Below are 22954 nucleotides of genomic sequence, written 5' to 3'. Positions count from 1 at the left end.
TTGGAGATGGGCCTTTTTAAACTAGTGTCGGATAATTTTAATGGTTTGCTGCTGAGTGGGGGTACTAACCCGCAGCAGATAGGTTCCTATCTCGGAGCCAAGCCGTACCGATACCCGTTGCTGGCCAAGTTCGGAGTCTATGGTTTTGTGACTGATCCGATTGCCTTGCAGATCCGTGACATCCAGATGGATGGGTTGCCGGGCAGCACCCCGAATCTCGATCTCCACAAACTCACCTTCCACCGGGTTGCCCAATACGGTCACCTCCAGACCGTGTTCTGGCTCACCGGTACCTACCCGCGCGGGAGCTGAACAAGCCGCCAGCCAGTTGTAGCGGTAGCTAACCTCACCACCACTGCCCGCCTGCTGAGCCTTCAAGGTAATGGCCGGATTATCCGTGTACAGATTCAGCGTGTAGGGACCTGACGCCGTGGTGGCCGCCAGCTCATTCTCTACCCGGAAACTGATGGCCTGGCCAGTTACACCTGCATACTGGGGCTGGAAGGTTACTGATCGCAAGCCCCCACTCACCGCTACACAACTCAGTGTCTGCACGCCTGTGATGGCAAAACCAGTGGGCGGGGTCACCGTCGTCGAACTGGCGGGGCTCACCGTCAATTCGAAACTGGTCGTGTTGTTCAAGCCACCCCCATCGGTCGCCGTCAACACCACGGTCGAGACCCCGCTCACCGAGGGCGTACCACTGATGGCAGTCCCCACCAATACCAGACCCGCTGGCAACCCTTGCGCCGATAGGGTGAGCTGGTTGGGGGTCTCCTGATCGGCAAACGTGTTGGCCAGATTCAGGTTAAACGATTTGCCCACCGTGGCCGTCTGGGAGCCCACCGGACTGTTCAGCCTTGGAGGGGTGTTGTCCTGACCCGCCGTCGAACAGGCCGCCAGCCAGTTATAACTGAAACTAGCCACCTGTGCACTGCCGGTCTGACGAGCCCGCAGGGTGATCACGGGATTATCCCGATATAAGGTCAGCGAGTAAGGAGCCGGATCGGTGGTGGGTGCCCGCTCATTGACGACTTCGAAGGCAATCGGCTGGCCGTTCAGTCCACTATAGAGCGGAGCGAAGCTGATGTTGATCCGATTGGCGATGGGTGTACAGCTGATGGTGGTCACCCCCGTGATGGCAAAGGGAGCGGTTGGCTCAACGGGACCGGTGGCAGGTAGCACAGTGATTACCAGCGGGGTGCTCACTGAGAGTCCGCCCGGATCGGTGGCCGTGATGCTGACGGTGAAGGGGGAGCCCACCGTGGTCGAAGGCGTACCACTCACCGTAGCCCCTGAGAAGCTCAGTCCCGCCGGTAAACCTGTGGCTGACAGGCGTAGGCTCAGGGGTGTCTCCGAATCGGTGAAGGTGCCTTCAGGAATGACATAGGTGAAGTAGTCGCCCACTTTGGCCGTCTGGCTCGGTAAGCCACTCACCACCCGTGGGGGAGTGTTGGGGCTCTCCGAGGTGCGACAGGCCTCCAGCCAGTTGTAGCCGAAGTTGGTAGTTGCCCCCTGCTGGCGGGCCTGTAGGGTGATGGTGGGGTTATCGGTGTAGAGCTGGATGGTATAGGGTCCCGCTTGTGTTGTTGGCAGCATCTCATTGGCTACTGAGAAGCTGACGGGCTGTCCGCTCAGACCACTGTAGCGGGGATCAAAGCTGACACTAAAGCGGTTGGGGGTAATGGGTGAACAGCTGATGGTGGTCACCCCGGTGATGGCAAAGGGAGCCGTTTCGACCGCTGTCACCGTCAGGCTGACCACACTGGTGGCCTGCTGGTTGGTCGGCAGGGCGCTGTCGGAGGCTTTGACGGTGAAGCTATAGACCCCGGCCGACAGCCCTGAAACGGTGGCCGTATTGCCCGTCGGATTGATACTGCCTGGCCCGCTAAAGCTATAGCTGTAGGGGCTGGTGCCGCCCACTACCGCTGCAGTCAGGGTAACCACCTGACCGGCCTGAGCTGGATTGGGGCTCACCGAAGCCGTCAGCGAGAGCGATGTAACGGGGTTGGTGACGCTGAGGGTGAAGGCCGTCGAGGTCAGGCTGTTGCAGGGGCCGGTCACCACCACGAAATAGCTCCCTGCGTCACTAAGCTGGACATTGGTGAGTGTGAGTTGGGCCGCGGTCTGACTAGCCAGGGGTTGGCTGAGGTTGTCCTTATACCACTGGTAGCTGGTGGGTTGTCCCGAAACCACGACCTGGGTGGTGACAGTGCTACCGACGGTGACCGACGAGGTGGAGGCTGGCTGCTGGCTGAAGCCGATGGTTTGATCGGTTCCCTGCTCGATGGTGCTACTGGCCGTAGCCTGGCAGCCATTGTCAGCCGTCAGCGTCACCGAGTAGGTAGCGGCCGAGCTAGCGGTGATGGTGTGGGAGGTAGCGCCGGTGTTCCACTGATACGTACCGGTTCCGTTGGCCGTCAACGTGACCGTTGGATTGGTACAGGTGAGCGTAGCGGAGTTGGGCGAAATGCTCACCGTTGGTACGGAATTATCTTGCTGAATCTGGATAGATGCGCTAGCGAAGCAGCCGTTATCACTGGTCACTGTCACCGAGTAGGTAGCGGCCGAGCTAGCGTTGATGGTCTGGGAGGTAGCGCCCGTGCTCCACTGATATGTACCTATGCCATTGGCGGTAAGTGCAACGCTTGGATTAGCGCAGGTCAAGGTAGCGGAGTTGGGCGAAATGCTCACTGTTGGTACGGTGTTATCCTGCTGAATCAGCACCGAGGTGGTGGCCGTACAGCCGCCCGGCGTTGTGAGCGTTACCGAATAGGTGCCTGCGGTGCTGACCTGAATTTGGGGGTCGGTCGAGCCTGTCGACCAGCGTACTGAGCCCGTGCCCAGCGCAGTTAACGTAGCGGTTGGGTTGGCGCAGGTAAGTGTCGCTGAGCTGGGACTGATGCTGAGCGAAGGCGCGGTTTGGTCCGCCGTTACTGAAATCGATGCGGTATTGCTACAGCCGTTACTGCCTGTCAGCGTTACTGAATACGTACCGGTCGAGCTAGCGGTAATCGTCTGAGACGTAGCGCCGGTGCTCCACTGATACGTACCGGTTCCATTTGCGGTGAGTGTAACGCTTGGGTTAGCGCAGGTCAACGTAGCAGAACTAGGACTGATACTGACCGTTGGCAGGTCAATATCCTGATTGATGGTGATTGAGGTCGAGGTTGTACAACCGCTGGGGGCTGTCAGCGTCACCGAATAGGTGCCTGCGGTGCTGACCTGAATTTGAGGGTCAGTCGAGCCTGTCGACCAGCGCCATGTTCCCGTCCCCAGCGCTGTCAGGCTGGCGGTTGGACTGGCACAGGTCAGCAGCGTCTGGGAGGCTGTAAGGCTCAGGGGTGGGGTCGCCTGATCGGCGGCCACCGAAATCGATGCGGTATTGGTACAGCCGTTACTGCCTGTCAGTGTAACCGAATAGAGAGCGGCTGACGTAGCGGTGATGGTATGGGAGGTAGCGCCGGTGCTCCACTGATACGTACCGGTGCCGTTGGCCGTCAACGTGACCGTTGGATTGGTACAGGTGAGCGTAGCGGAGGTGGGCGAAATGCTCACCGTTGGTACGGAATTATCCTGCTGAATCTGGATAGATGCGCTAGCGAAGCAGCCGTTATCACTGGTCACTGTTACCGAGTAAGTTCCCGACGAGCTAGCGGTGATGGTATGGGAGGTAGCGCCGGTGCTCCACTGATACGTACCGGTGCCGTTGGCCGTCAAGGTCACCGTTGGATTGGCGCAGGTCAACGTAGCGGAGTTGGGTGAAATGCTGACCGTTGGCACGGTGTTATCCTGCTGAATCAGCACCGAGGTTGTGGCCGTACAGCCAGATGCATTTGTCACGGTGACCGAGTAGGTGCCGCCCGTGGAGACGTTGCGTATAGCGTTGGTGGAGTTGTCATCCCAGCGATAGCTCACTCCGCCACTGGCCGTCAGCGTCACGGTTGGGTTAGCGCAGGTGATGGTGGTGCTGGATGGACTGATACCGGGTGTGGGGGGTATGGTGTTGGTGGTAATGGTTTGACTGGCCGTAGCGGTACAACCATTGGCGGCTGTTACGGTGACCGAGTAGGTTCCGCCCGTTGAGACGTTGCGTATGGCGTTGGTGGAGTTGTCATCCCAGCGGTAGCTCACCCCGCCCGAAGCGGTGAGTGTCACGGTTGGGTTGGCGCAGGTGATGATGGTGCTGGAAGGACTAATGCCGGGTGTGGGTGGCGTGGTGTTGGTGGTAATGGTTTGACTGGCCGTAGCGGTACAACCATTGGCGGCTGTCACGGTGACCGAGTAGGTGCCGCCCGTGGTGACACTGCGTATGGCGTTGGTGGAGTTGTCATCCCAGCGATAGGCGGTTCCGCCACTGGCCGTTAAGGTCACCGTTGGGTTAGCGCAGGTGATGATGGTGCCGGATGGATTGATGCCCGCCGTGGGTGGGGTGGTGTTGGTGGTAATGGTTTGACTAGCCGTGGCGGTACAGCCGTTGGCGGCTGTTACGGTGACCGAGTAAGTGCCGCCGGTGGTGACGCTCCGTATAGCATTGGTGGAGTTGTTGTCCCAGCGGTAGGTAGTGCCTCCCGAAGCGGTGAGGGTCACGGTTGGGTTGGCGCAGGTGATGGTGGTGCTGGAAGGACTAATACCGGGTGTGGGTGGGGTGGTGTTGGTGGTAATGGTCTGACTGGCGGTGGCCGTACAGCCGGACGCATTCGTTACGGTGACGGAATAAGTCCCCCCCGTGGTGACGCTCCGTATGGTGTTGGTGGAGTTATCATCCCAGCGGTAGCTCACCCCGCCCGAAGCGGTGAGGGTCACCGTTGGGTTAGCGCAGGTGATGGTGGTGCCGGATGGACTAATACCGGGTGTGGGTGGGGTGGTGTTGGTAGTAATAGTCTGACTGGCCGTAGCGGTACAACCGTTGGCGGCTGTCACGGTGACCGAGTAGGTTCCTCCTGTGGTGACGCTCCGTATGGCGTTGGTAGAGTTGTCATTCCAGCGATAGGCGGTTCCGCCACTGGCCGTTAAGGTCACGGTTGGGTTAGCGCAGGTGATGGTGGTGCTGGATGGACTAATGCCGGGTGTGGGGGGCGTAGTATTAGTGGTAATGGTCTGACTGGCCGTAGCAGTACAACCGTTGGCGGCTGTTACGGTGACTGAGTAGGTACCTCCTGTGGTGACGCTCCGTATGGCGTTGGTGGAGTTGTCATCCCAGCGGTAGGTGGTGCCTCCCGAAGCGGTGAGTGTCACGGTTGGGTTAGCGCAGGTGATGGTGGTGCCGGAAGGACTAATACCGGGTGTGGGGGGCGTAGTATTAGTGGTAATGGTCTGACTGGCCGTGGCGGTGCAGCCGGAAGCATTTGTCACGGTGACCGAGTAGGTACCTCCTGTGGTGACGCTCCGTATGGCGTTGGTGGAGTTGTCATCCCAGCGATAGGCGGTTCCGCCACTGGCCGTTAAGGTCACGGTTGGGTTGGCGCAGGTGATGGTGGTGCTGGATGGACTGATACCGGGTGTGGGGGGCGTGGTGTTGGTGGTAATGGTTTGACTAGCCGTAGCGGTACAACCATTGGCGGCTGTTACGGTGACCGAGTAGGTGCCGCCCGTGGTGACACTGCGTATGGCGTTGGTGGAGTTATCATCCCAGCGATAGGCGGTTCCGCCACTGGCCGTTAAGGTCACCGTTGGGTTAGCGCAGGTGATGGTGGTGCCGGATGGACTGATGCCCGCCGTGGGGGGCGTGGTGTTGGTGGTAATGGTCTGACTGGCGGTGGCGGTACAGCCGTTGGCGGCTGTTACGGTGACCGAGTAAGTGCCGCCGGTGGTGACACTGCGAGTCGCGTTGGTGGAGTTGTCATCCCAGCGGTAGGTAGTGCCACCCGAAGCGGTCAGGGTCACCGTTGGGTTAGCGCAGGTGATGGTGGTGCCGGATGGACTGATACCGGGTGTGGGGGGCGTGGTGTTGGTGGTAATGGTCTGACTGGCGGTGGCGGTGCAGCCGGAGGCATTTGTTACGGTGACGGAATAAGTACCCCCAGTAGTAACGCTCCGTATGGCGTTGGTTGTATTGTTGTCCCAGCGGTAGGTGGTTCCACCACTGGCCGTCAGGGTCACGGTTGGGTTAGCGCAGGTGATGGTGGTGCTGGAAGGGCTAACGCCCGCCGTGGGTAGCGAACTGACCGTTAACGTAGCTGCGCTGGAATTAGTCGATCCGCCATCATTGGTAGCTACACAACGAAACAGATAACCATTGAGCCCGGCTACGTTGCTGATAGTCAACGTAGCATCGGTTGCCCCCGAATAAACTCCGCTGTTGGATAGATTGGTAAAGCCGCTCCCTGCATCTACCTGCCATTGATAGGTCGGCGAGCCTGACGCGGCTACTGTAAACGTAGTACCATTGCCTGTACAGACGGCTTTGGTCGTTGGGTTAGTCGTGAAACTGGGAGGAACTACTGTATTAGTGAGGGAAAAATTGACGGTTGGGCTAGCGCCTTTGGTGGTAGCCGCTACGTTATAAGCCCCTCCTGCCGTCGCATTGGCTGTCACCGAGCGTGAGGCTGTTGTTCCGGCAATACTGGCTGTCAGCGAAGCAGGGTTGATACTGGCCCCCGATCCTGGACCCGTAAACGTAACAACACCGCCCGAAACCGGCTCACTGTTGGTACTACTCACCGTAACCACTAATGGATTGGCAAAAGCTGTGTTAACCGTAGCACTCTGGTTATTGCCACTACTTGAGACCATACTAAAGCCCCGCGACTCAAATGATCCGATATCGGTAGTACCCACCCGGCTGATGCCGCGCTGGTCAGTAGTGGGGGCACCGCTGGACGTACCGGCATTGATGGCTGGGCTACCTGGCAGCAAGGCGTGGGTTTGGGTCGTACCTCCGTAGTTGCCTAGCGGAGCGAGTAGCGGATTTGTATTGATCAGGTCACCCGAGGCAGTAGGTGTCAACGAAGCATCTCTACAGATGTTATTACCCTGTGATACAATCACGCTAGTCCCTTCGCCGGTAAATTGAATATTGTTAGCTAAGATGCTGTTTTTGAAATATAGAGTGAATACCGTATTGCCGCCTGCATAAAAACCCAGCGAATTGCCTGCAAATGTCGAATTAGTAGAAGTTATAGAAACTGTATTATTATTATTCAGGTAAATACCCGCATACGAATTGTTGCTAATAGTTGAGTTTTCCAGGACTACTGAAAAACCAGTTGCTTGTCCGTATTCAAGATCAATGCCATCACCTGCCGAGTTGTTACTAATGGTTGAATTTTGAATAAACAAATTGCATTTGTAGGCATAAATCTGCCCTAAGGATGCAGAATTATTGTCCAGGTTACAGGCTATGAGCGATAGCGATGAAATAGATGCTGTGGTAATTGAACTTATCTCAATAGCCGCAGCATTCCCGTTGCCGCTCCCACCTTTGGTAAGCGTTAGTCCTGAAAACCTAATAGATAAATTATCCCCAACTACAGTAAAAAGTTGGTGGGTATTGGTCTGTCCACTAATGGTGAGCTGATTGGCTCCTGGGCCAACAATTGCTAGATTCTTAGTGATGGGCGGCAGGGACGAAGTAGTATTAATTGTGCCGCTCACGCTGGCCGTGATGGTGAAAGGGCCAGCCGAACCTGATGCAGCTACATCGAGCATAGCCTGCCGTAAGCTGCCTGTTCCCGCATTATTGGTATTTGTAACCGTGAAGGTTGTCTGAGCCTCAGCTAACGTACTTACTAAAGTAATAAGTGAGAAGAAAAGGTATACGTATCGTTTCATAAAAGAAGAAGGTATTAAGATTGAGTAAGGTATACTTTAGGTAGCTCAAGCCTGAGCGGTTGGTACGTAGCGAGTAGCCTTGGGCAGTTGCTTATAAATGGCCCGGATGGCTACCCATCGCCGACGCGACACCGGCAGCACCTCCCCCGAACGCAGGTAAATCAGTCCGCCCCGGTTGGCCGGATAATAGGCTTGCATCCGTTCGATATAGTGCAGGTTAATCAGGCATTTGCGGTGCGTGCGCACAAACCAGCCAGCTGACAGCTGTGATTCATAGAATTTCAAGGTGCGGGGCATTAGTATACGCTGGCCATCGTTCCAGTGAAGCCAGCTATAATTACCCGTGGCCTGGATGTAAATCAGGTTGGTTACGGGAAGGCTAATTTTGCCCGTATTGGTAATGTGCATATGCAGCATCGGGGCGGCTTGGTTGAGTGGACAGAGGAGCATGGTTGTAAGAGTCAAGGGAAACGATCAGGCCGGTAAGGTAGCTCGACTGCCGGATCGGAATTGCCCGCTAAGTAACGGCAGCCTACAGACCCGCGCTAACACTCTCGTTACATTCGTTACCACTCATGTTACATGCCCAAAAAAAAGCCTGAAAAATCAGGCTTTAGGCGTCAATGCAACAAACATTAGTTAGGGATGGGCAGATTTGGCTTGCCGTATTGAGAAGGCAGAACATGGTATTGTTCCTGAAACACTTTGGCGAAATAGGAGAGGTTATCGAAGCCAACCGCATAGGCCACCTGGGTTACGCTGAGCTCACCGTCGGTTAGGAGTTGGGCGGCTTTGGCGAGTCGGATGTCGCGGATAAACTGGGACGCGGTGGTATTGGCAACGGCCTTGAGTTTGCGATGAAGTTGTACGCGGCTTAAATGGACGGCTTCGGCCAGCTCTTCGACCGAGAAGGCCGTGTTGTCTATGTGCTGATAGACAACGGATGATAAACGCTCGATAAACTGCTGTTCGGCAGTGAGCAGTGGGGGCGCCTGCTCCTCGGGTGTTTCGTTAGGCTGACTCGTTCTGAACCGGTCATAGAGTCGTTTTCGCTGTTGGATCAGATTACGGACTCTGACGGTTAATTCGTCTTTGTTAAATGGTTTGGTGATATAATCATCGGCCCCTAGTCCAAACCCTTCAATCCGGTCGGCTAGGGTTGCTTTAGCCGTGAGCATGATTACTGGAACATGGCTTGTCGCTTCCTGTGTTTTTAGTGCCCGACAGAAGCCAAACCCATCGAGACGGGGCATCATCAGATCGCAGATGACAATATCGGGTAGGGTAGAGGTGGCCAACTGTAACCCTTCTTCGCCATCGACAGCGTCAATAACCTGGTAGTCGGTTTCAAAAATGCTACGTATGTAGGCGCGAATGTCGGCGTTGTCGTCGATAACGAGCAGTACCGGCTGATCTTCGCTGACTGGTAAACGAGTTGCGGCAGTAGCTGATACGGTTGTGGAACTTACTACGTGGGTAGATAGAGACAGTTCTTTAGATTCCTCAGAAGAATCGGCGAGTCCGACTTTCGTTACGTGTATAGGAAGAGTTACGGTGAAGGTTGTTCCCTGGCCCTCGGTGCTGGCTACGGTAATCGTTCCGTTCAGGACCTTGACGAGCTCGTTAACCAGCGCCAGACCAATACCGGTGCCTTCATAGGCTCGGTTGATCTTAGCATCGACCTGATAGAATCGTTCGAAAATATGATTTAACTGGTCGGGAGCAATGCCGATGCCCGTATCCTGAATTATAAACCGCATATCTCCACCAGCGGAGTCTACCGGGTAATAAACCGTTATCCGAACCTCCTTACCGGGTGGAGTGAACTTGAGTGCATTTGATAGGAGATTCGTGACAATTTTTTCCAGTTTGTCGCGGTCGAAGCTGGCCCACCACTCAGTTGCCGATTGCTCAAAGACGAAGTTGATTTGGCGGCTTTGGGCCAGCGATTCAAACGAGCTGCTAATGATGCGGAAAAAAGTAGCCATATCGCCGGGGACCAGCTCGGCTTTGAGTTGTCCCGCTTCCAACTTACTCAGGTCGAGTAATTGATTGATCAGGCTGAGCAGCCGATTAGCGTTTCGTTGAATGAGCGGAAAACGGGCATCGTGTGCGTAGTCCTGAACGGCTTGGTCAATGGGCCCCAGAATCAGCGTGAGCGGAGTTCGGATTTCGTGAGAAATATTGGTGAAGAACTGGGTCTTTAATCCATCCAGTTCGGTCAGCCGGCTGGCTTCTTGCTGCTCAAAGGCAAAACGTTGTTCGAGCAACAGTCGCTGCGTCTGAAACCGATAGAGCTGCCATACCACAGCCGCCAGTAGTACGACGTAGAACAGGTAGGCCCACCAGGTTCGGTAGAAGGGCGGATGTACCTGCACCTGTAACGTAGTAGGTTGGCTCCAAATCTGCCCGTCGGTGGACCCCATAACCTGAAACGTATAATGGCCTGTAGGGAGCTGGGCATAATTAGCAAATCGGTTGGTGCCTGCCTCGACCCAGTTATCGTCAATACCCAGTAAGCGATACCGATATTGATTTTTAGCCGAGTTTGCATAATCCATGACGCTAAATTCGAGTGTCAGCAGATTCTGCGTATGCGACAGGTCGATCCGTTGGATGTAGTCGATCCCTTCGTTCAGGATGCCATCGGGGCTACCAACGGTAACGGTTTCATTGTTGATTTTAAGACCAATGAGGTTTACCTGTGGAGCTGAGCTTTTCGATTGAATCAAATCAGAGGCTCTAAAGGTTGTTAGCCCGTGTACTCCGCCGAATAGTAGCTTGCCCGACGGCGCTTTAAAAAACGAGCCCGTGTTGAATTCGTCATCCTGCAACCCATCGGCTTTGGTGAAGTTTCGGGATTTCTGGGTTTTGGGATTGAATTGAGCCAGTCCGCGATTGGTACTCAGCCACAGGTTGTTGAATTCGTCGGACAAAATCCCATATACGACTTTGTTGGGTAGCCCCTGCGCTTCGGTGATGTGGTCGAACTGGCCGGTTTGCTTATCGAGCCGATCCAGCCCATTACCCTTTGTTCCTACCCATAGATATCGATTGGGTTGATAAGGGTCGTCGATGACACTGGAAACCAGATTGCTACTTAGGCTCTGGCGATTGGCCGTACTGTTTTTATAGATCGAAAAGGTGGGGTTGTTGAGCGGATGATCGGCACGTAGTAACCCCGCCGTTGTACCGATCCAGAGTGTACCCAACTGATCGAAATAAAGAGCCGTTGTTTCAATGTCGGCTCCTTTCTGTGGGAGTACCGATTGGTAGGAGAAAACGCGGTACGTTTCTGTTTTAGGATTGAACCGAAGCAACTTGCCATTGGTAGCGCCAATCCAGATGTTGCCCGTTGTATCGTCTACGGTCTGGTTCTGATAGAAGCCAAAACTAGTTTTGGGGGGCAGTGGGTATTTTTTCAGCAGTTTCCAGTCCGTGGAGAACTTGAATAAGCTCATCTGTTGTGTCTGGAAATTGGTGTTCGACACCCAAAATATACCTTCCCGATCCTGTATCATATACCGGGCACGTTTGTCCGCAGCCGATAAATTGTTACTCAGAAATGGCTTCAGTTGATTGCCCGTAGCATTGAGCTGATCATAAGCAAACTCATGACGCACATACACCCGATTCTGTTTGTCGGCGTATAGGTAGGAAAGCGTATTGTTCGGAAGCGATGAGTGGAACTGTTTGACTTTAGGATTGAATTTACGCAAACCATAGCCACTGGTTCCTACCCAGATGTTACCAGTTTGATCGCGGAGTAGGCTGGTAACAGCATAGAGATTGGGGGGTAAGGTTATGAACGCATTATGCGCCGTAAGGCTGTCGTGGCGGAATAATTCTTCGGGCGTCATGAGCCAGAGGAATTTGTCGGTAGCAATGGCCAGTGTTTTTGCGTCAAATGCTTTAACAGCAAGATGCGCTTCATTCCCCGTTGGTAATTGAATTGTTTTTCGCTGGTTATGAAGTTGAAAGACGAGTTTTTGGCCGTAAGCGACTATAAAACTTTGTTGAGGGAGATTATTGTAGAGGCCATTTAGCCCCGCCAGTTCATTCGTGTAGGGTTGGTAATGCCCTGGTTGGTTGGGTGATTTCCAGTTGAATGAAAAGGAGCCTAATTCGCCTATGGCTAGTGCCTGTCCGTTTTTATGAAAACTGAGATAGTTGCTGGAAATAGAGTTATTGCTCTGAAGCGCAATGGGTAATTGGACTGTTTGCGATTGAGTCGCGATCAGTGCGTTGTCTGGAAAACTCTTCTGAAGAGAAGCCGGTATCGTAATTTTAATCAGTATGTTCCCATTTTCTGTTGCCCATATGTTCCCTTCTGGGTCTTCAAAAATTCGGTCGACAGCGTAGTTCCCCGCTTTGGCCGCTGTCTTGCTGCGAATATGGATATGGTAAAAACGCTGCGTCTTTCTGTTGAAAAGGTTGAGGCCAGCATTGGGGGTTCCTACCCATATCCAGCCTCTACTATCGAGCAAAAGTGCGGAGCAGTTATTGTCCGATATACTGTATTGATTGTAGGGGTCGTGGGTGAAAACTTTGAAATTGTGGCCATCATAGCGATTGAGGCCATCTTTGGTAGCCACCCAGATAAACCCTTTTTGATCCTGTAGCAGATCAAAAATCATCCCCTGCGACAGACCATCTGAAATAGTAAGTTCCTGCCAGCCCGTTTGCTGGGCATAGAGAGAAAAAGGGAAAAAGAAAAGTATTAATACGTAGAGGAAGGGCATTCGTACATGTAAATTCACTGCTAAAATAATACGTAAAAGGAAGTACACTAGATTCCTTTACCCGTATTTGTAATTTATGCTTGATACGTCCGCTTGAACGTATCAGTTCGCTCGTTACAGGTTAGTCGTACTATTTTGGAATGCAGAGTTGAATGAGTGCCAACTATTGAAACGTTATACCGGCTACAAAACAAAACCCGACGCGTGGGCGCCGGCTCTGGATCTGTATTGAATGATACGTAGCAATTTAGAATTGCTTCTTTATTTCTGCTGGTGGTATACCAATACGGGAACCTCAGACTTTTCAATCAGCCGAGCCGTATGGTTGGGGTGGAGCAATTTATCCAGGAAACCTGTTTCTGGATAAAGCTGCATGACAATCAGATCGGGGTGAGCGTTGTCGAGCTGTTCATCCGTTAAAATCAATAACTCGGCGTCGAATGCTTCCACCAATGAATCGGTTTGTGTTGATACCAGACTCTGGGTCGTTTGGGGCTGCATGGCGTAGGCTATCGTTCTGACCTGAGCCGGATGCACTGCCTGTCCTTCGGGTGGAATCGGAACAATCAGTACCGGGCAAACAGCTTCGTCGGCTACGTCAGTAGCGGCACTTCCCGCCAGCCGATCAAAAAACGTACTCAGATCACTACGTCCCATCACAATCAGGTCGGCCATGAGTTCTTTGGCGAGATCCAGAATTTCATCGTCGACCAGGCCAATACGCCACTCCGCCCGAACGGAAAAGCCTTCCGCACTGAGATCGGTTGCCAGTTTGTTGAGTCGCTGGCGGGTAATTTCTTCTACTTCCTGAGAAGCGAGTATGCCCAGACCAGGATCGCCAACGGTCGGTAACGTAGTGTCGGGAATAATGGGTTGAAAAACGTGCAGCAGCGTAATGGTTGCTCCGGTTTTGTGAGCAAAAAGCCGGGCCCACTCAAGGGCTGCTGTTGCACTGTACGAAAAGTCAGTAGGAAAAAGCAGGTTTGTCATGTTGCGTGAACAGTGATTTGTAAGATCAACAAATAAAACGCCCAACGTTCCCGAGCTTTTATCTTTTTGTTCTCCTTTACCGTTCACTCAACCCTTTGTTCCGCTCACTGATTCATTTAGCGACTAACCTGTCAAATCGATTAAGTTTAATTTATTAACCTTTGACTATCAATTTTATATGGCCTGGCCAACAAACTCTGTCAACTTTCCACGCCCTGTGGCTCAATTTGATCCAACCGCCTGCTGGGCTGCCAGCCTTGAATGGTGGTTACGAAGTATGCAGCCCGCTCGGACCGTTGTTTCGCAACTCGATCTGATCAACGTTTTCAGTGCTTACTGGAATCAGGAAGATGGACCGGAATATGGGACCGTCTCCCCCGAAAATATGGTCAAGATTGTTGCCGATAACCGGTTTGGAATGACCTACACCGTGAAACGACAATTCGATAAAGGGTTTGTGAAAGATAAGCTGACGCGGAGCCCCGTATTGTTAGGTTATTACGAGCCGGAAGTGAGTGGCTTTCATGCCGTTATCATTCATAGCCTAAACCAGAATGGGGCGAATGGCGATGTCAATATCATGGACCCTAATGGCGGGCGATTTAGGACCCGTGGCGCGTGGCGTTTCACGCAGCGGGATCATTTGCTGTGTTTTCTGTAAATAGCTAGTGATGCCGATTTCTTAAAGTCGGCATCACTAGAAAATCTGACCTCACAAAACTTTCCCGCTTTATCGTTTAGGAGGAGTTTTTTGCTGATCGTCGTCGGCATTACTATTCATTTTCTCGATAGCCAGTAACTGCCGCATGGTTTTATCCATCGATTCGGTTGAGCCATCCAGAAATATTACGTTGCCTTTACCGTTCTCCGCAAAATGCTTGATCGCTTCGGTCCAGATCGAAAACAGGATCAACGACGCATCCAGGTTGGCTTCAGTCATGACTTTGGCCGACTCTGCCATCCCTTTGGCCACTTCTTCCCGGAACAACGCTACGCCCTGTCCGCGTAATTGCGACGCAGTTTTTTCGGCTTCGGCCGAAATTTTGATGGCATTCCCTTCCGCTTCGGCCGATTTTGTTTTGGTAATTAACAAAGCCTGCCCTTCGTTTTCGGCGGCTGCTTTCAGGTTCGATGAGGCCACCACCTGCGCCATTGACCGCATTATGACTTCGTCGAAAGCGATGTCGTTCAACTGAAGATCAATCAGGTGATAGCCCCAGCTCTCCAGCAACGTATCGATTTGAGATTTAACGTGTTCGATGATTTCGGAACGTAACGACAGAATTTCCGACTGCCGTTTGGTGGCAACAAAACTACGGATCGATCCTTCGATGGTACGTACCAGCGCCTGCATGAATGAGGCTTCGTCAATGAACTTAAACGCTACGTTCTTAATGGTTTCTTCGGCCTGATTGAGCACAGAATACACAAGCATTGCCTTGAAGTTGACATTGGCCTGGTCGGCAGTAATGGCCTGAAATGCCAATTCGACGGAGCGATTCTGGATAGAGATACGCCGGTAAATCGTCTCAATAAACGGAATTTTGAAATTCAGGCCAGGGGCCATAACACGAGCGTATTTACCGAAAACAGTAATGACAGCGACGGTGCCCTGCTGAACGATAACAATAGACAGAAAGCCGACAACCAGCAGCAGTACGAAAAGAATGGTGAGAAATGGCATAGGGTGCTAGGATTAAAAAGAAAACGGATTCTGTGTTAAATTACAGAATCCGTTCATACACTTCCTAACATATTGTCAGATCGGTAAGATCTAGTGACCAGTGGCCAATCCATAGTCTACGGCATTCTTCTGACGGAAGTACATAATCACTGCCATAAAGAAACCCGTAATGGCCATTAGTGCACCCACCCACTGGGGCGATGCGTAGCCCATACCGGCCGCAATGGGTAAGCCGCCCAGGTAAGCACCCAACGCATTGCCAATGTTAAATCCGGCCTGACTGACGGAAGACGCCAGCATATCGGAACCATTGGAGGCCCGAATCATCAGAATCTGAATGGGAGCTCCCAACGAGAACGAAATGGCTCCCGTAATAAACGTCATGACGAGCAGCGGTACCTGGAAAGGCGCTACGAAATAGACAATCACGAGGCTGGTAGCCATCAGTAGCAAGAATAATGCCGTGGCTTTGATGGGGGAGATAAGGTCGGCTACGCGGCCGGAAACCAGATTGCCAACGGCCATCCCCACACCCGCCAGTACGAGAATCCAGGTGAGCTGATTGTTACTAAAATGGGCTACTTCGGTCAACAAAGGGGCTATGTAGCTGAACCAGGCGAATAAGCCGCCCGTGCCAATGGCCGTAATACCCAGAATCATCCAGGGCTCAACGTGCGTAAACAGCTTCAGGTCTTTACGTAGATTAGACTCGCCAACAACCGGCATAGCGGGCAGGAATTTCTGAATGCTGGCCATCGTAATCAGACCTACAGCGGCAATAATCAGAAAGGTTATCCGCCAGCTCATAGTATGCCCGATATAGGTCCCGAGCGGAACACCGATAATGTTAGCGACAGTTAGCCCGGCAAACATCATCGATATTGCCTGCGCTTCTTTTCCTTTTCCCGCCAATCTGCTGGCAACTACCGCACCCACCCCGAAGAAGGCACCGTGTGGGAGCCCCGACAGAAGCCGGGTGATCATCATGGCTTCGTAGTTCGGCGCGAATGACGACAGCGCATTACAGAAGGTGAAAAGAGCCATTAAGCCCAACAGAATTTTTTTGGGCGGATAATTCCCGGCAATGGCCACCAGTAACGGGGCTCCCAATACGACGCCAAGGGCATACGAGGAGATAAGGTGTCCGGCAACGGGAATGGAGATATGTAATGAATTAGCGATGTCCGGTAAGATCCCCATCATAACAAATTCGGTCATCCCAATGCCGAAGCCTCCGATGGTGAGAGGTAATAAGCTCTTTTTCATTTTGCCGCTTTCTACTAGTAACAGATTATGAATCTTTGTCTTGGAAAATTCACAATACAGCTATTAAAACAGGTTGTATATGATTGGTGAAATGGAAAAAGTACAAATTTGTTCCCGCTTCTATGAATGTTCTAATTTATTGATGTGTAGATACAATATGACTCTGTAGCAGCGGCTCTGAATGCCTGACAAAAGTTTTTTTTGCCACTGATTTTCCTCATGAATCGTTGTGATGGCCAGCCCTACTTTTGCCTTATTGATTGAGTCTGCTACTCCATGCAGATTGTCCAAAACTACCCTATTGACTATGATACCAACTACCATGAAAGCGGCTGTAGCGAGAGCTTATGGTCAGCCTCTTCAGATCGAAGATGTTCCAGTCCCTTCTGTTACGCCAGGGCGGGTGTTAATTAAAGTGGCGGCTTGTGGCGTTTGTCATACCGACCTGCATGCTATCAATGGCGACTGGCCTGTTAAGGCAACCCTGCCACTTATTCCAGGTCATGAAGGTGTCGGTACCGTCGTAGCGATAGGAGAAGGGGTAAGTCAAGTCAATATCGGGGATCGAGTGGGTGTGCCCTGGCTCTATTCCGCCTGTGGTCATTGCGAGCACTGCTTTACCGGTTGGGAAACCTTATGTGAGAGCCAGCAGAATACGGGCTATTCGGTTCATGGGAGTTATGCCGAATATGTTTTGGCTGACCCCAACTATATAGGCCATTTGCCTGATTCACTGTCGTTTCTGGAAGCGGCTCCTATTCTTTGCGCGGGCGTCACCGTGTATAAAGGATTGAAAGAGACTGAAGTGAAACCCGGACAATGGGTTGTTATTTCGGGCATTGGTGGACTAGGTCATCTGGCTGTGCAGTATGCCAAAGCCATGGGGATGCGGGTCGCTGCGGTTGATATTCAGGAAGATAAGCTCCGGCTAGCCCAGCAAGTAGGGGCTGAGCTGGTCGTTAACGCAGCTGAAGAAGATCCGGTTGCTGTCATTCAGAAACGAATAAAAGGGGCGCATGGTGTTTTGGTTACCGCAGTTTCCCGATCTGCTTTTGCCCAGGGAGTCGGTATGCTACGTCGTCACGGTACAATTGCGTTGGTCGGATTACCCCCCGGTGATTTTGACCTGAATATTTTCGACATTGTGCTAACTCGGAAAACAGTTCGGGGGTCTATTGTAGGAACCCGGCAAGACCTTGTCGAAAGTCTCGAGTTTGCAGCAAGCGGAAAGGTAAAAGTGCATTACCGAACCGACCAACTTGACAATATCAATCAGGTGCTGGCCGATATGACCCAGGGGAAAATAGACGGCCGCGTTGTGCTGACGATGGAGGGCGTGGAATCGTTGTCAGCAACCCAGTCTGAGCCTGCAACCGTAGTGGAGTTGAGTTGATAGCGTTAGAATCAGGGCGTGTTCAGTCATTTCGGCTCTGTCGTCGGAATGACTGAACACTATTCGTTAGTGGGCCAGTAGCCAGTTTTCTCCCGTTCCAATACCGGTTTCCATGCGGACCGCCATCGGAATGGCGTTTTTCATGATGTCATCAACGCGTTCGCTAAGCAGGGCTATTTCGTCGCGGTGAGCATCGAAGACCAATTCGTCATGCACGGTCAGAATCATTTTAGACTTTAGCTGTTCGGCCTGCATGAATTCGTGGATACGTATCATCGCTATCTTCAACATATCGGCGGCACTACCCTGAATGGGCGCGTTGACGGCGTTACGTTCGGCAAACATACGATCGGTCTGGTTACGGGAGTTAATATCGCGCAGATACCGACGGCGGCCCAGTATGGTTTCGGCATACCCAAAACCGCGTGCTTTCTCAACACTCATGTCGATGAAACCTTTCACCGCCGGAAATTCCGCAAAATACTCGTCAATGATCTGGGCAGCTTCTTTGCGCGGTATTTTCAGGCGCTGAGCCAGACCAAATGACGAAATGCCGTAAATGATGCCAAAATTGATCGTTTTGGCTTTCCGGCGCATATCGCCTGTTACCTCGCCAACGGGTACGTGGAAAACTTTGCTGGCCGTTTGGGTATGAATATCGATGCCGTTGTTAAACGCATCGAGCATGGTTTTATCGCCACTGAACGCAGCCATGATCCGTAGCTCTATCTGCGAATAATCGGCCGACATAATCAGAAATTCCGGCCCTCGCGGCACGAATGCTTTCCTGATTTCCTGACCACGGGGAGTACGTATCGGAATGTTTTGCAGGTTCGGATTTACCGACGACAATCGACCCGTAGCGGCTACTGCCTGATTAAAGGAGGTATGAATTCGGCCGGTACGTTTGCTGATCAGCGTTGGTAATACGTCTACATACGTATTTTTTAGCTTGATCAATTCACGATAATCCAGAATTTTCCGGGCAATTTCGTGCTCTTCTTCCAGTTTCGAAAGCACTTCCTCACCCGTAGCATATTGCCCCGTTTTCGTCTTCTTGGCGTTCTTATCCAGCTTTAGTCTGTCGAAAAGAATTTCGCCCAGCTGTTTAGGTGAGCCGATGTTAAAGGAACTACCGGCGATCTCGAAAATCTCCTGCTGAACCTGCTTCATATCCGTATCGAGCGTGGCCGACAGATCTGCCAGGGCGTTAGTATCTATGGTTACGCCTTCCAGTTCCAGATCAGTTAGCACACGTACCAGTGGCATTTCAACCTGATCGAACAGTTTATGGAGATTATCTTTTTCGAGTCGGGGGGCAAAAACTTCCTTGAGTTGCAGCGTTACGTCGGCATCTTCGGCTGCGTATTCGACAATCTTTTCGATCTCAACGTCGCGCATGGTTAATTGCCCCTTCCCTTTTTTACCGATCAGCGACTCAATGTCAACCGGCTCATAGTTAAGGTACGTCATGGCCATAATGTCCATATTATGGCGCATTTCCGGCTCGATGAGATAATGCGCGAGCATGGTGTCGAACATTTTTCCCTGAACCTCGACGCCGTACTTTTTCAGCATCAGCAAATCGTATTTCAGGTTCTGACCGATTTTTTCGATGTTCGGATTTTCGAAAACGGGTTTGAACTGATCGACAATGGCCTGCGCTTCGGCGCGATCTTCAGGAACAGGCACGTAGTAAGCCTCGCCCGTACGATAGGCAAACGACAGGCCGACTAAATCCGCTTCTACGGGATCGATGGCCGTCGTTTCGGAGTCGAAGCAAATACTATCCTGACAGTTTAAGTAATGCACCAGACTAGCGCGTAACTCGGGTGTATCGACCAGCCGGTAATCGTGCCTGACCGAACGAACAGTTTGCCTACGTTCGGGTTGAACAGGGTCGATGGCCTGATCGGGATAAACGTCCAGATAGCCAGGCTGATCACCGGATTGAACACGCTCACCGCCTTCAATAGAAGTCGAATCGGTTACAACGCCGGGAGTAGCTTCTGAACCTGAGGCTATTGGCGTTTTGACCGTGGTTTGCCTGCTTTTGGACTTACCAGTGGCTGAGGACGTAGAAGAGCCGAAGTCAAACGGTAAATCATCGGCTCCGGATGCATTGGGAAGCGGTAAGAAGGCGGGGGAGTCAGCGCCAGGAGTGGAAGCTCCAGACGAATCAAACAGGTTCATTTGCCCGGATGCAGACTTTTTAAAGGCATCGGGCAATGGTTTTTCGTCATAACTGGCCCCTAGCAGACGTGTTTTCATCTGCCGAAACTCCAGTTCGTCCAGCAGAGCGGCTAATTTGGGTTTGTCGTATTCGGTATGCAGCAGTTTTTCTTCATCGAAAGCAACTGGTACGTCCAGATGAATGGTGGCTAGTTGCTTCGACAACAGACCTTGCTGAGCAAAATTAACGACATTCTCCTTGAGCTTGCCTTTCAACTGATCGGCATTGGCAATCAGATTTTCGACTGAGCCAAAATCAGCAATAAGCTTCTGCGCTGTTTTTTCGCCCACGCCCGGAATCCCCGGAATATTATCGACCGAATCGCCCATCAGACCAAGCATATCCGTCACCTGGTCGATCCGTTCAATCTGCCAGCGTTCCAGCACTTCCTTCACTCCCTGCTTTTCAGCGGGCTTACCCATAAAAGCAGGTTTGTAGATATGAATATGCTCTTCAACCAACTGGCCGTAATCTTTATCGGGCGTCATCATGTACACCTCAAAATCGGCAAGAGCGGCTTTTTTGGCAATTGTACCGATAATGTCATCGGCCTCATATCCTTCCAGAATCAGAATTGGAATATGCATGGCTTCCACAATCTGCTTAATGTATGGAGTCGCCACACTGATATCTTCGGGTTGCGACTGACGAGTCGCTTTGTACATCGGAAACTGTTCGTGCCGGAATGTTTTCTTGGCCGAGTCGAACGCTACGCCGATATGCGTAGGTTTTTCTTTTGTCAATACCTCCATCATGGAGTTCATGAAGCCAAAAATAGCGGACGTATTAACCCCTCTCGACGAAATACGGGGCGTTTTGTTAAAGGCAAAATGAGCGCGGTAAATCAGAGCCAGCGCGTCCAGAAGAAAGAGCTTTTTTTGTGGTTGGGCCATTCGATACGGGTCACAAGTCAATGCGCCAAAGGTCGAAAGTCTTACGGACAATACCGCAGTTTCGACCCGACAAATTGCGGATGAAGAAAGGAGTTTCTCGTATAAACGTAACAGTTTGAGCTGGGTTTTGATTCCGCTATTGTTGCTTCGGAAACCCTCAAAATAAACAAACCGCTTCTGTGCGGAAGCGGTTTGCAGAATGTTGTTTTTCTATCGAAAAATGAACTATTGAGGCAATAACAATCGGTCAATAATATGCACGACACCATTGGTTGCGGTAATATCGGGGCCAGTAATGTTGGATGCTGTTGAGCCATTCCCTTTCCCGGTAACGGTTACGCTGGTTGTGCTGGTTCCTAACGTAACGGTGCCGGTCTGAGCGGTTGTCAGGCTGGTTCCATTTGTTACGGTCGGCGTGTAAATCCGGCCGGGAACGATATGATAGGAGAGAATAGCCGTTAGTTGCTGAGCGGTCATGGCGCTTACGTCCGCTGCTGTTTTAATGGTTGGTACGGCCGCCGTAAAAGCGGCATCGGTTGGTGCGAAAACGGTAATTGGTCCAGTGGATGTGAGTGAGCTCACCGCTGTTGTTCCGATTTTGGCAATAGCCGCCTGAAGGAATGTAAACGAAGCTGTTGGTAGAATTGACGGAATACCTTGGATAGTGGCTACTACGTTGCCAAAGGCAGGAGGTAGGAGAACACGGTCAATAACGTGAATGACACCGTTGCTGGCATCTGAATTGCTCGATAAAACATGAGCTCCATTGACAGATACAGACGTAGATGTGCCGGTAGCAGACGCCACTTTAGACGTGTAGAGCGTACCACCCGATAGCGTTTGTTGAGCCGTATTGATGGCGGTTGGAATAGCCGAGGCTTCCAGTCTGGTGCTCAGTATGTGATACTGGACGACGGCCGCTAGTAAGGGAGCAGCTGATGGGGCTTTGATTGCATTCGTATCCGCATAGCCAAATAACCTAAAGGCCGCATCCGTTGGCGCAAATACGGTATAGGTACCTGCCTGGCTCAACGGGCCACTTAAATTGGCTAGCTGCAGCGCCTTTTTGAAGATAGTGAACTGGTTGGTTGTACCATTACCAGCACTGATCAAATCATTAATGGTTTTTGGCGCAGGGGTATTGTCGTCATTGCTTTTGCAAGCCGAGAACGAAACGACTACGGCGATAAGTAGAACGGATAACAGGCCCCATTGGCGCCCTGAAGCGGGGTGTTTAGAGAGAGTCATGGTTATTGGAGTTGGTCCGAAAACGTAACAAAACAATATGCTACGTTTCATTACTGCAAATGAACGACTGTTTCACTGTTTTGTTTGTGTATAGATCTCGAAAATTTATCAGGCTTGGGCGAAAGTAGCCGATCGGTACGACATCGTTGGTATTAGAATCTTGCCAGTAAGGATGAAAAAATACGGAACCATATAACTATAATCCTGCTGGAACGTTATTCTGGTGATTTGAGCCTCTTGTCGATCCTATGCGCTTTTTATTCATTGTCTACACCATACTTTTTACAGGAAGTTGCCAGAGCCGTACGGCTAATGAAACATCTGAAACAACAAAACCGATTTCCTCCACTTCTGATATCGCTGTACAAGCTGACACCATGTGTTTTCAGCAAATTCTGCAGCGGGATACAACAACGCTTCGACTCGTAGTGAATGGAACCGCCGTAAAAGGGTATCTCGACATTAATCCATACGAGAAAGACCGGGCCAGGGGACCGGTAGAAGGAAGGCTTACTGATAATCAGATTCAGGCCGACTGGGATCGCGCTGGTGAAGGTGTTATCCAGCGATACGCCATCAACTTTACGTTGAAAGGTAATGCCATTACCTGGCACGAAGGTGAGCGAACCAAAAAACAAGGTGTATGGGTGTTGAAACAACCCCGTAGCGGCTACGAGTACGTGTTGAACAGGAAGAATTGTAGATAAACCTACGCCACCTTACACGTAACGC

At 51.8% G+C, this 22954-nt stretch carries 11 protein-coding genes; 3 read left to right on the top strand and 8 right to left on the bottom strand.

The window, feature by feature from the left end:
• Window positions 1-21: 21 nt before the first annotated feature.
• From GK108_RS15810 to GK108_RS15795, 4 genes are all read right to left on the bottom strand, one after another.
• Window positions 22-7773, bottom strand: a complete 7752-nt coding sequence (locus GK108_RS15810; RefSeq protein WP_163950255.1) for a beta strand repeat-containing protein — start codon at window positions 7771-7773, stop codon at window positions 22-24.
• A gap of 45 nt (window positions 7774-7818) precedes the next feature.
• Window positions 7819-8223 (bottom strand): LytR/AlgR family response regulator transcription factor, encoded by a 405-nt coding sequence (locus tag GK108_RS15805; protein WP_163950250.1) that lies wholly within the window; start codon window positions 8221-8223, stop codon window positions 7819-7821.
• 185 nt (window positions 8224-8408) lie between these two features.
• Window positions 8409-12515, bottom strand: coding sequence for a hybrid sensor histidine kinase/response regulator transcription factor (locus GK108_RS15800; RefSeq protein ID WP_163950247.1), 4107 nt, complete (start codon window positions 12513-12515; stop codon window positions 8409-8411).
• Window positions 12516-12776: 261 nt separating this feature from the next.
• A complete protein-coding gene (locus GK108_RS15795) occupies window positions 12777-13505 on the bottom strand; it encodes a universal stress protein (protein WP_163950244.1) in 729 nt (242 codons plus the stop codon).
• 178 nt (window positions 13506-13683) lie between these two features.
• Here GK108_RS15795 and GK108_RS15790 point away from each other — a divergent pair, with 178 nt between their 5' ends.
• Window positions 13684-14166 carry a hypothetical protein gene (locus GK108_RS15790; protein WP_163950241.1) on the top strand — a complete coding sequence of 161 codons (483 nt, stop codon included), beginning with the start codon at window positions 13684-13686 and terminating at the stop codon, window positions 14164-14166.
• Window positions 14167-14235: 69 nt separating this feature from the next.
• On the opposite strand, the gene GK108_RS15785 is transcribed toward GK108_RS15790, so the two are convergent.
• Window positions 14236-15189 carry an SPFH domain-containing protein gene (locus GK108_RS15785; RefSeq protein ID WP_163950238.1) on the bottom strand — a complete coding sequence of 318 codons (954 nt, stop codon included), beginning with the start codon at window positions 15187-15189 and terminating at the stop codon, window positions 14236-14238.
• A gap of 90 nt (window positions 15190-15279) precedes the next feature.
• Window positions 15280-16455 carry an MFS transporter gene (locus GK108_RS15780; RefSeq protein ID WP_163950235.1) on the bottom strand — a complete coding sequence of 392 codons (1176 nt, stop codon included), beginning with the start codon at window positions 16453-16455 and terminating at the stop codon, window positions 15280-15282.
• Window positions 16456-16762: 307 nt separating this feature from the next.
• Here GK108_RS15780 and adhP point away from each other — a divergent pair, with 307 nt between their 5' ends.
• Window positions 16763-17848: an alcohol dehydrogenase AdhP gene (adhP, locus tag GK108_RS15775; RefSeq protein WP_212592813.1), complete on the top strand. Its 1086-nt coding sequence runs from the start codon at window positions 16763-16765 to the stop codon at window positions 17846-17848.
• Window positions 17849-17914: 66 nt separating this feature from the next.
• Here the strand turns inward: adhP and polA are convergent, their stop codons facing one another.
• On the bottom strand, window positions 17915-20974 hold the full coding sequence (polA, locus tag GK108_RS15770; protein ID WP_163950232.1) for a DNA polymerase I: 3060 nt from the start codon (window positions 20972-20974) through the stop codon (window positions 17915-17917).
• Window positions 20975-21199: 225 nt separating this feature from the next.
• A complete protein-coding gene (locus GK108_RS15765) occupies window positions 21200-22222 on the bottom strand; it encodes a fasciclin domain-containing protein (protein WP_163950229.1) in 1023 nt (340 codons plus the stop codon).
• Window positions 22223-22470: 248 nt separating this feature from the next.
• Here GK108_RS15765 and GK108_RS15760 point away from each other — a divergent pair, with 248 nt between their 5' ends.
• On the top strand, window positions 22471-22929 hold the full coding sequence (locus GK108_RS15760; protein WP_212592812.1) for a hypothetical protein: 459 nt from the start codon (window positions 22471-22473) through the stop codon (window positions 22927-22929).
• Window positions 22930-22954: the final 25 nt, after the last annotated feature.

The sequence above is a fragment of the Spirosoma terrae genome, from assembly GCF_010435915.1.
Taxonomy (GTDB): Bacteria; Bacteroidota; Bacteroidia; order Cytophagales; family Spirosomataceae; genus Spirosoma; species Spirosoma terrae.
The sequence above is the reverse complement of the archived record's forward strand: the minus strand, read 5'-3'. Positions and strand labels throughout refer to the sequence as shown.

Bases quoted from the DNA above. Each gene is read 5' to 3' on its own strand.
- GK108_RS15810 (WP_163950255.1), bottom strand. From the start codon at position 7,773: ATGAAACGATACGTATACCTTTTCTTCTCACTTATTACTTTAGTAAGT.
- GK108_RS15805 (WP_163950250.1), bottom strand. From the start codon at position 8,223: ATGCTCCTCTGTCCACTCAACCAAGCCGCCCCGATGCTGCATATGCAC.
- GK108_RS15800 (WP_163950247.1), bottom strand. From the start codon at position 12,515: ATGCCCTTCCTCTACGTATTAATACTTTTCTTTTTCCCTTTTTCTCTC.
- GK108_RS15795 (WP_163950244.1), bottom strand. From the start codon at position 13,505: ATGACAAACCTGCTTTTTCCTACTGACTTTTCGTACAGTGCAACAGCA.
- GK108_RS15790 (WP_163950241.1), top strand. From the start codon at position 13,684: ATGGCCTGGCCAACAAACTCTGTCAACTTTCCACGCCCTGTGGCTCAA.
- GK108_RS15785 (WP_163950238.1), bottom strand. From the start codon at position 15,189: ATGCCATTTCTCACCATTCTTTTCGTACTGCTGCTGGTTGTCGGCTTT.
- GK108_RS15780 (WP_163950235.1), bottom strand. From the start codon at position 16,455: ATGAAAAAGAGCTTATTACCTCTCACCATCGGAGGCTTCGGCATTGGG.
- adhP (WP_212592813.1), top strand. From the start codon at position 16,763: ATGATACCAACTACCATGAAAGCGGCTGTAGCGAGAGCTTATGGTCAG.
- polA (WP_163950232.1), bottom strand. From the start codon at position 20,974: ATGGCCCAACCACAAAAAAAGCTCTTTCTTCTGGACGCGCTGGCTCTG.
- GK108_RS15765 (WP_163950229.1), bottom strand. From the start codon at position 22,222: ATGACTCTCTCTAAACACCCCGCTTCAGGGCGCCAATGGGGCCTGTTA.
- GK108_RS15760 (WP_212592812.1), top strand. From the start codon at position 22,471: ATGCGCTTTTTATTCATTGTCTACACCATACTTTTTACAGGAAGTTGC.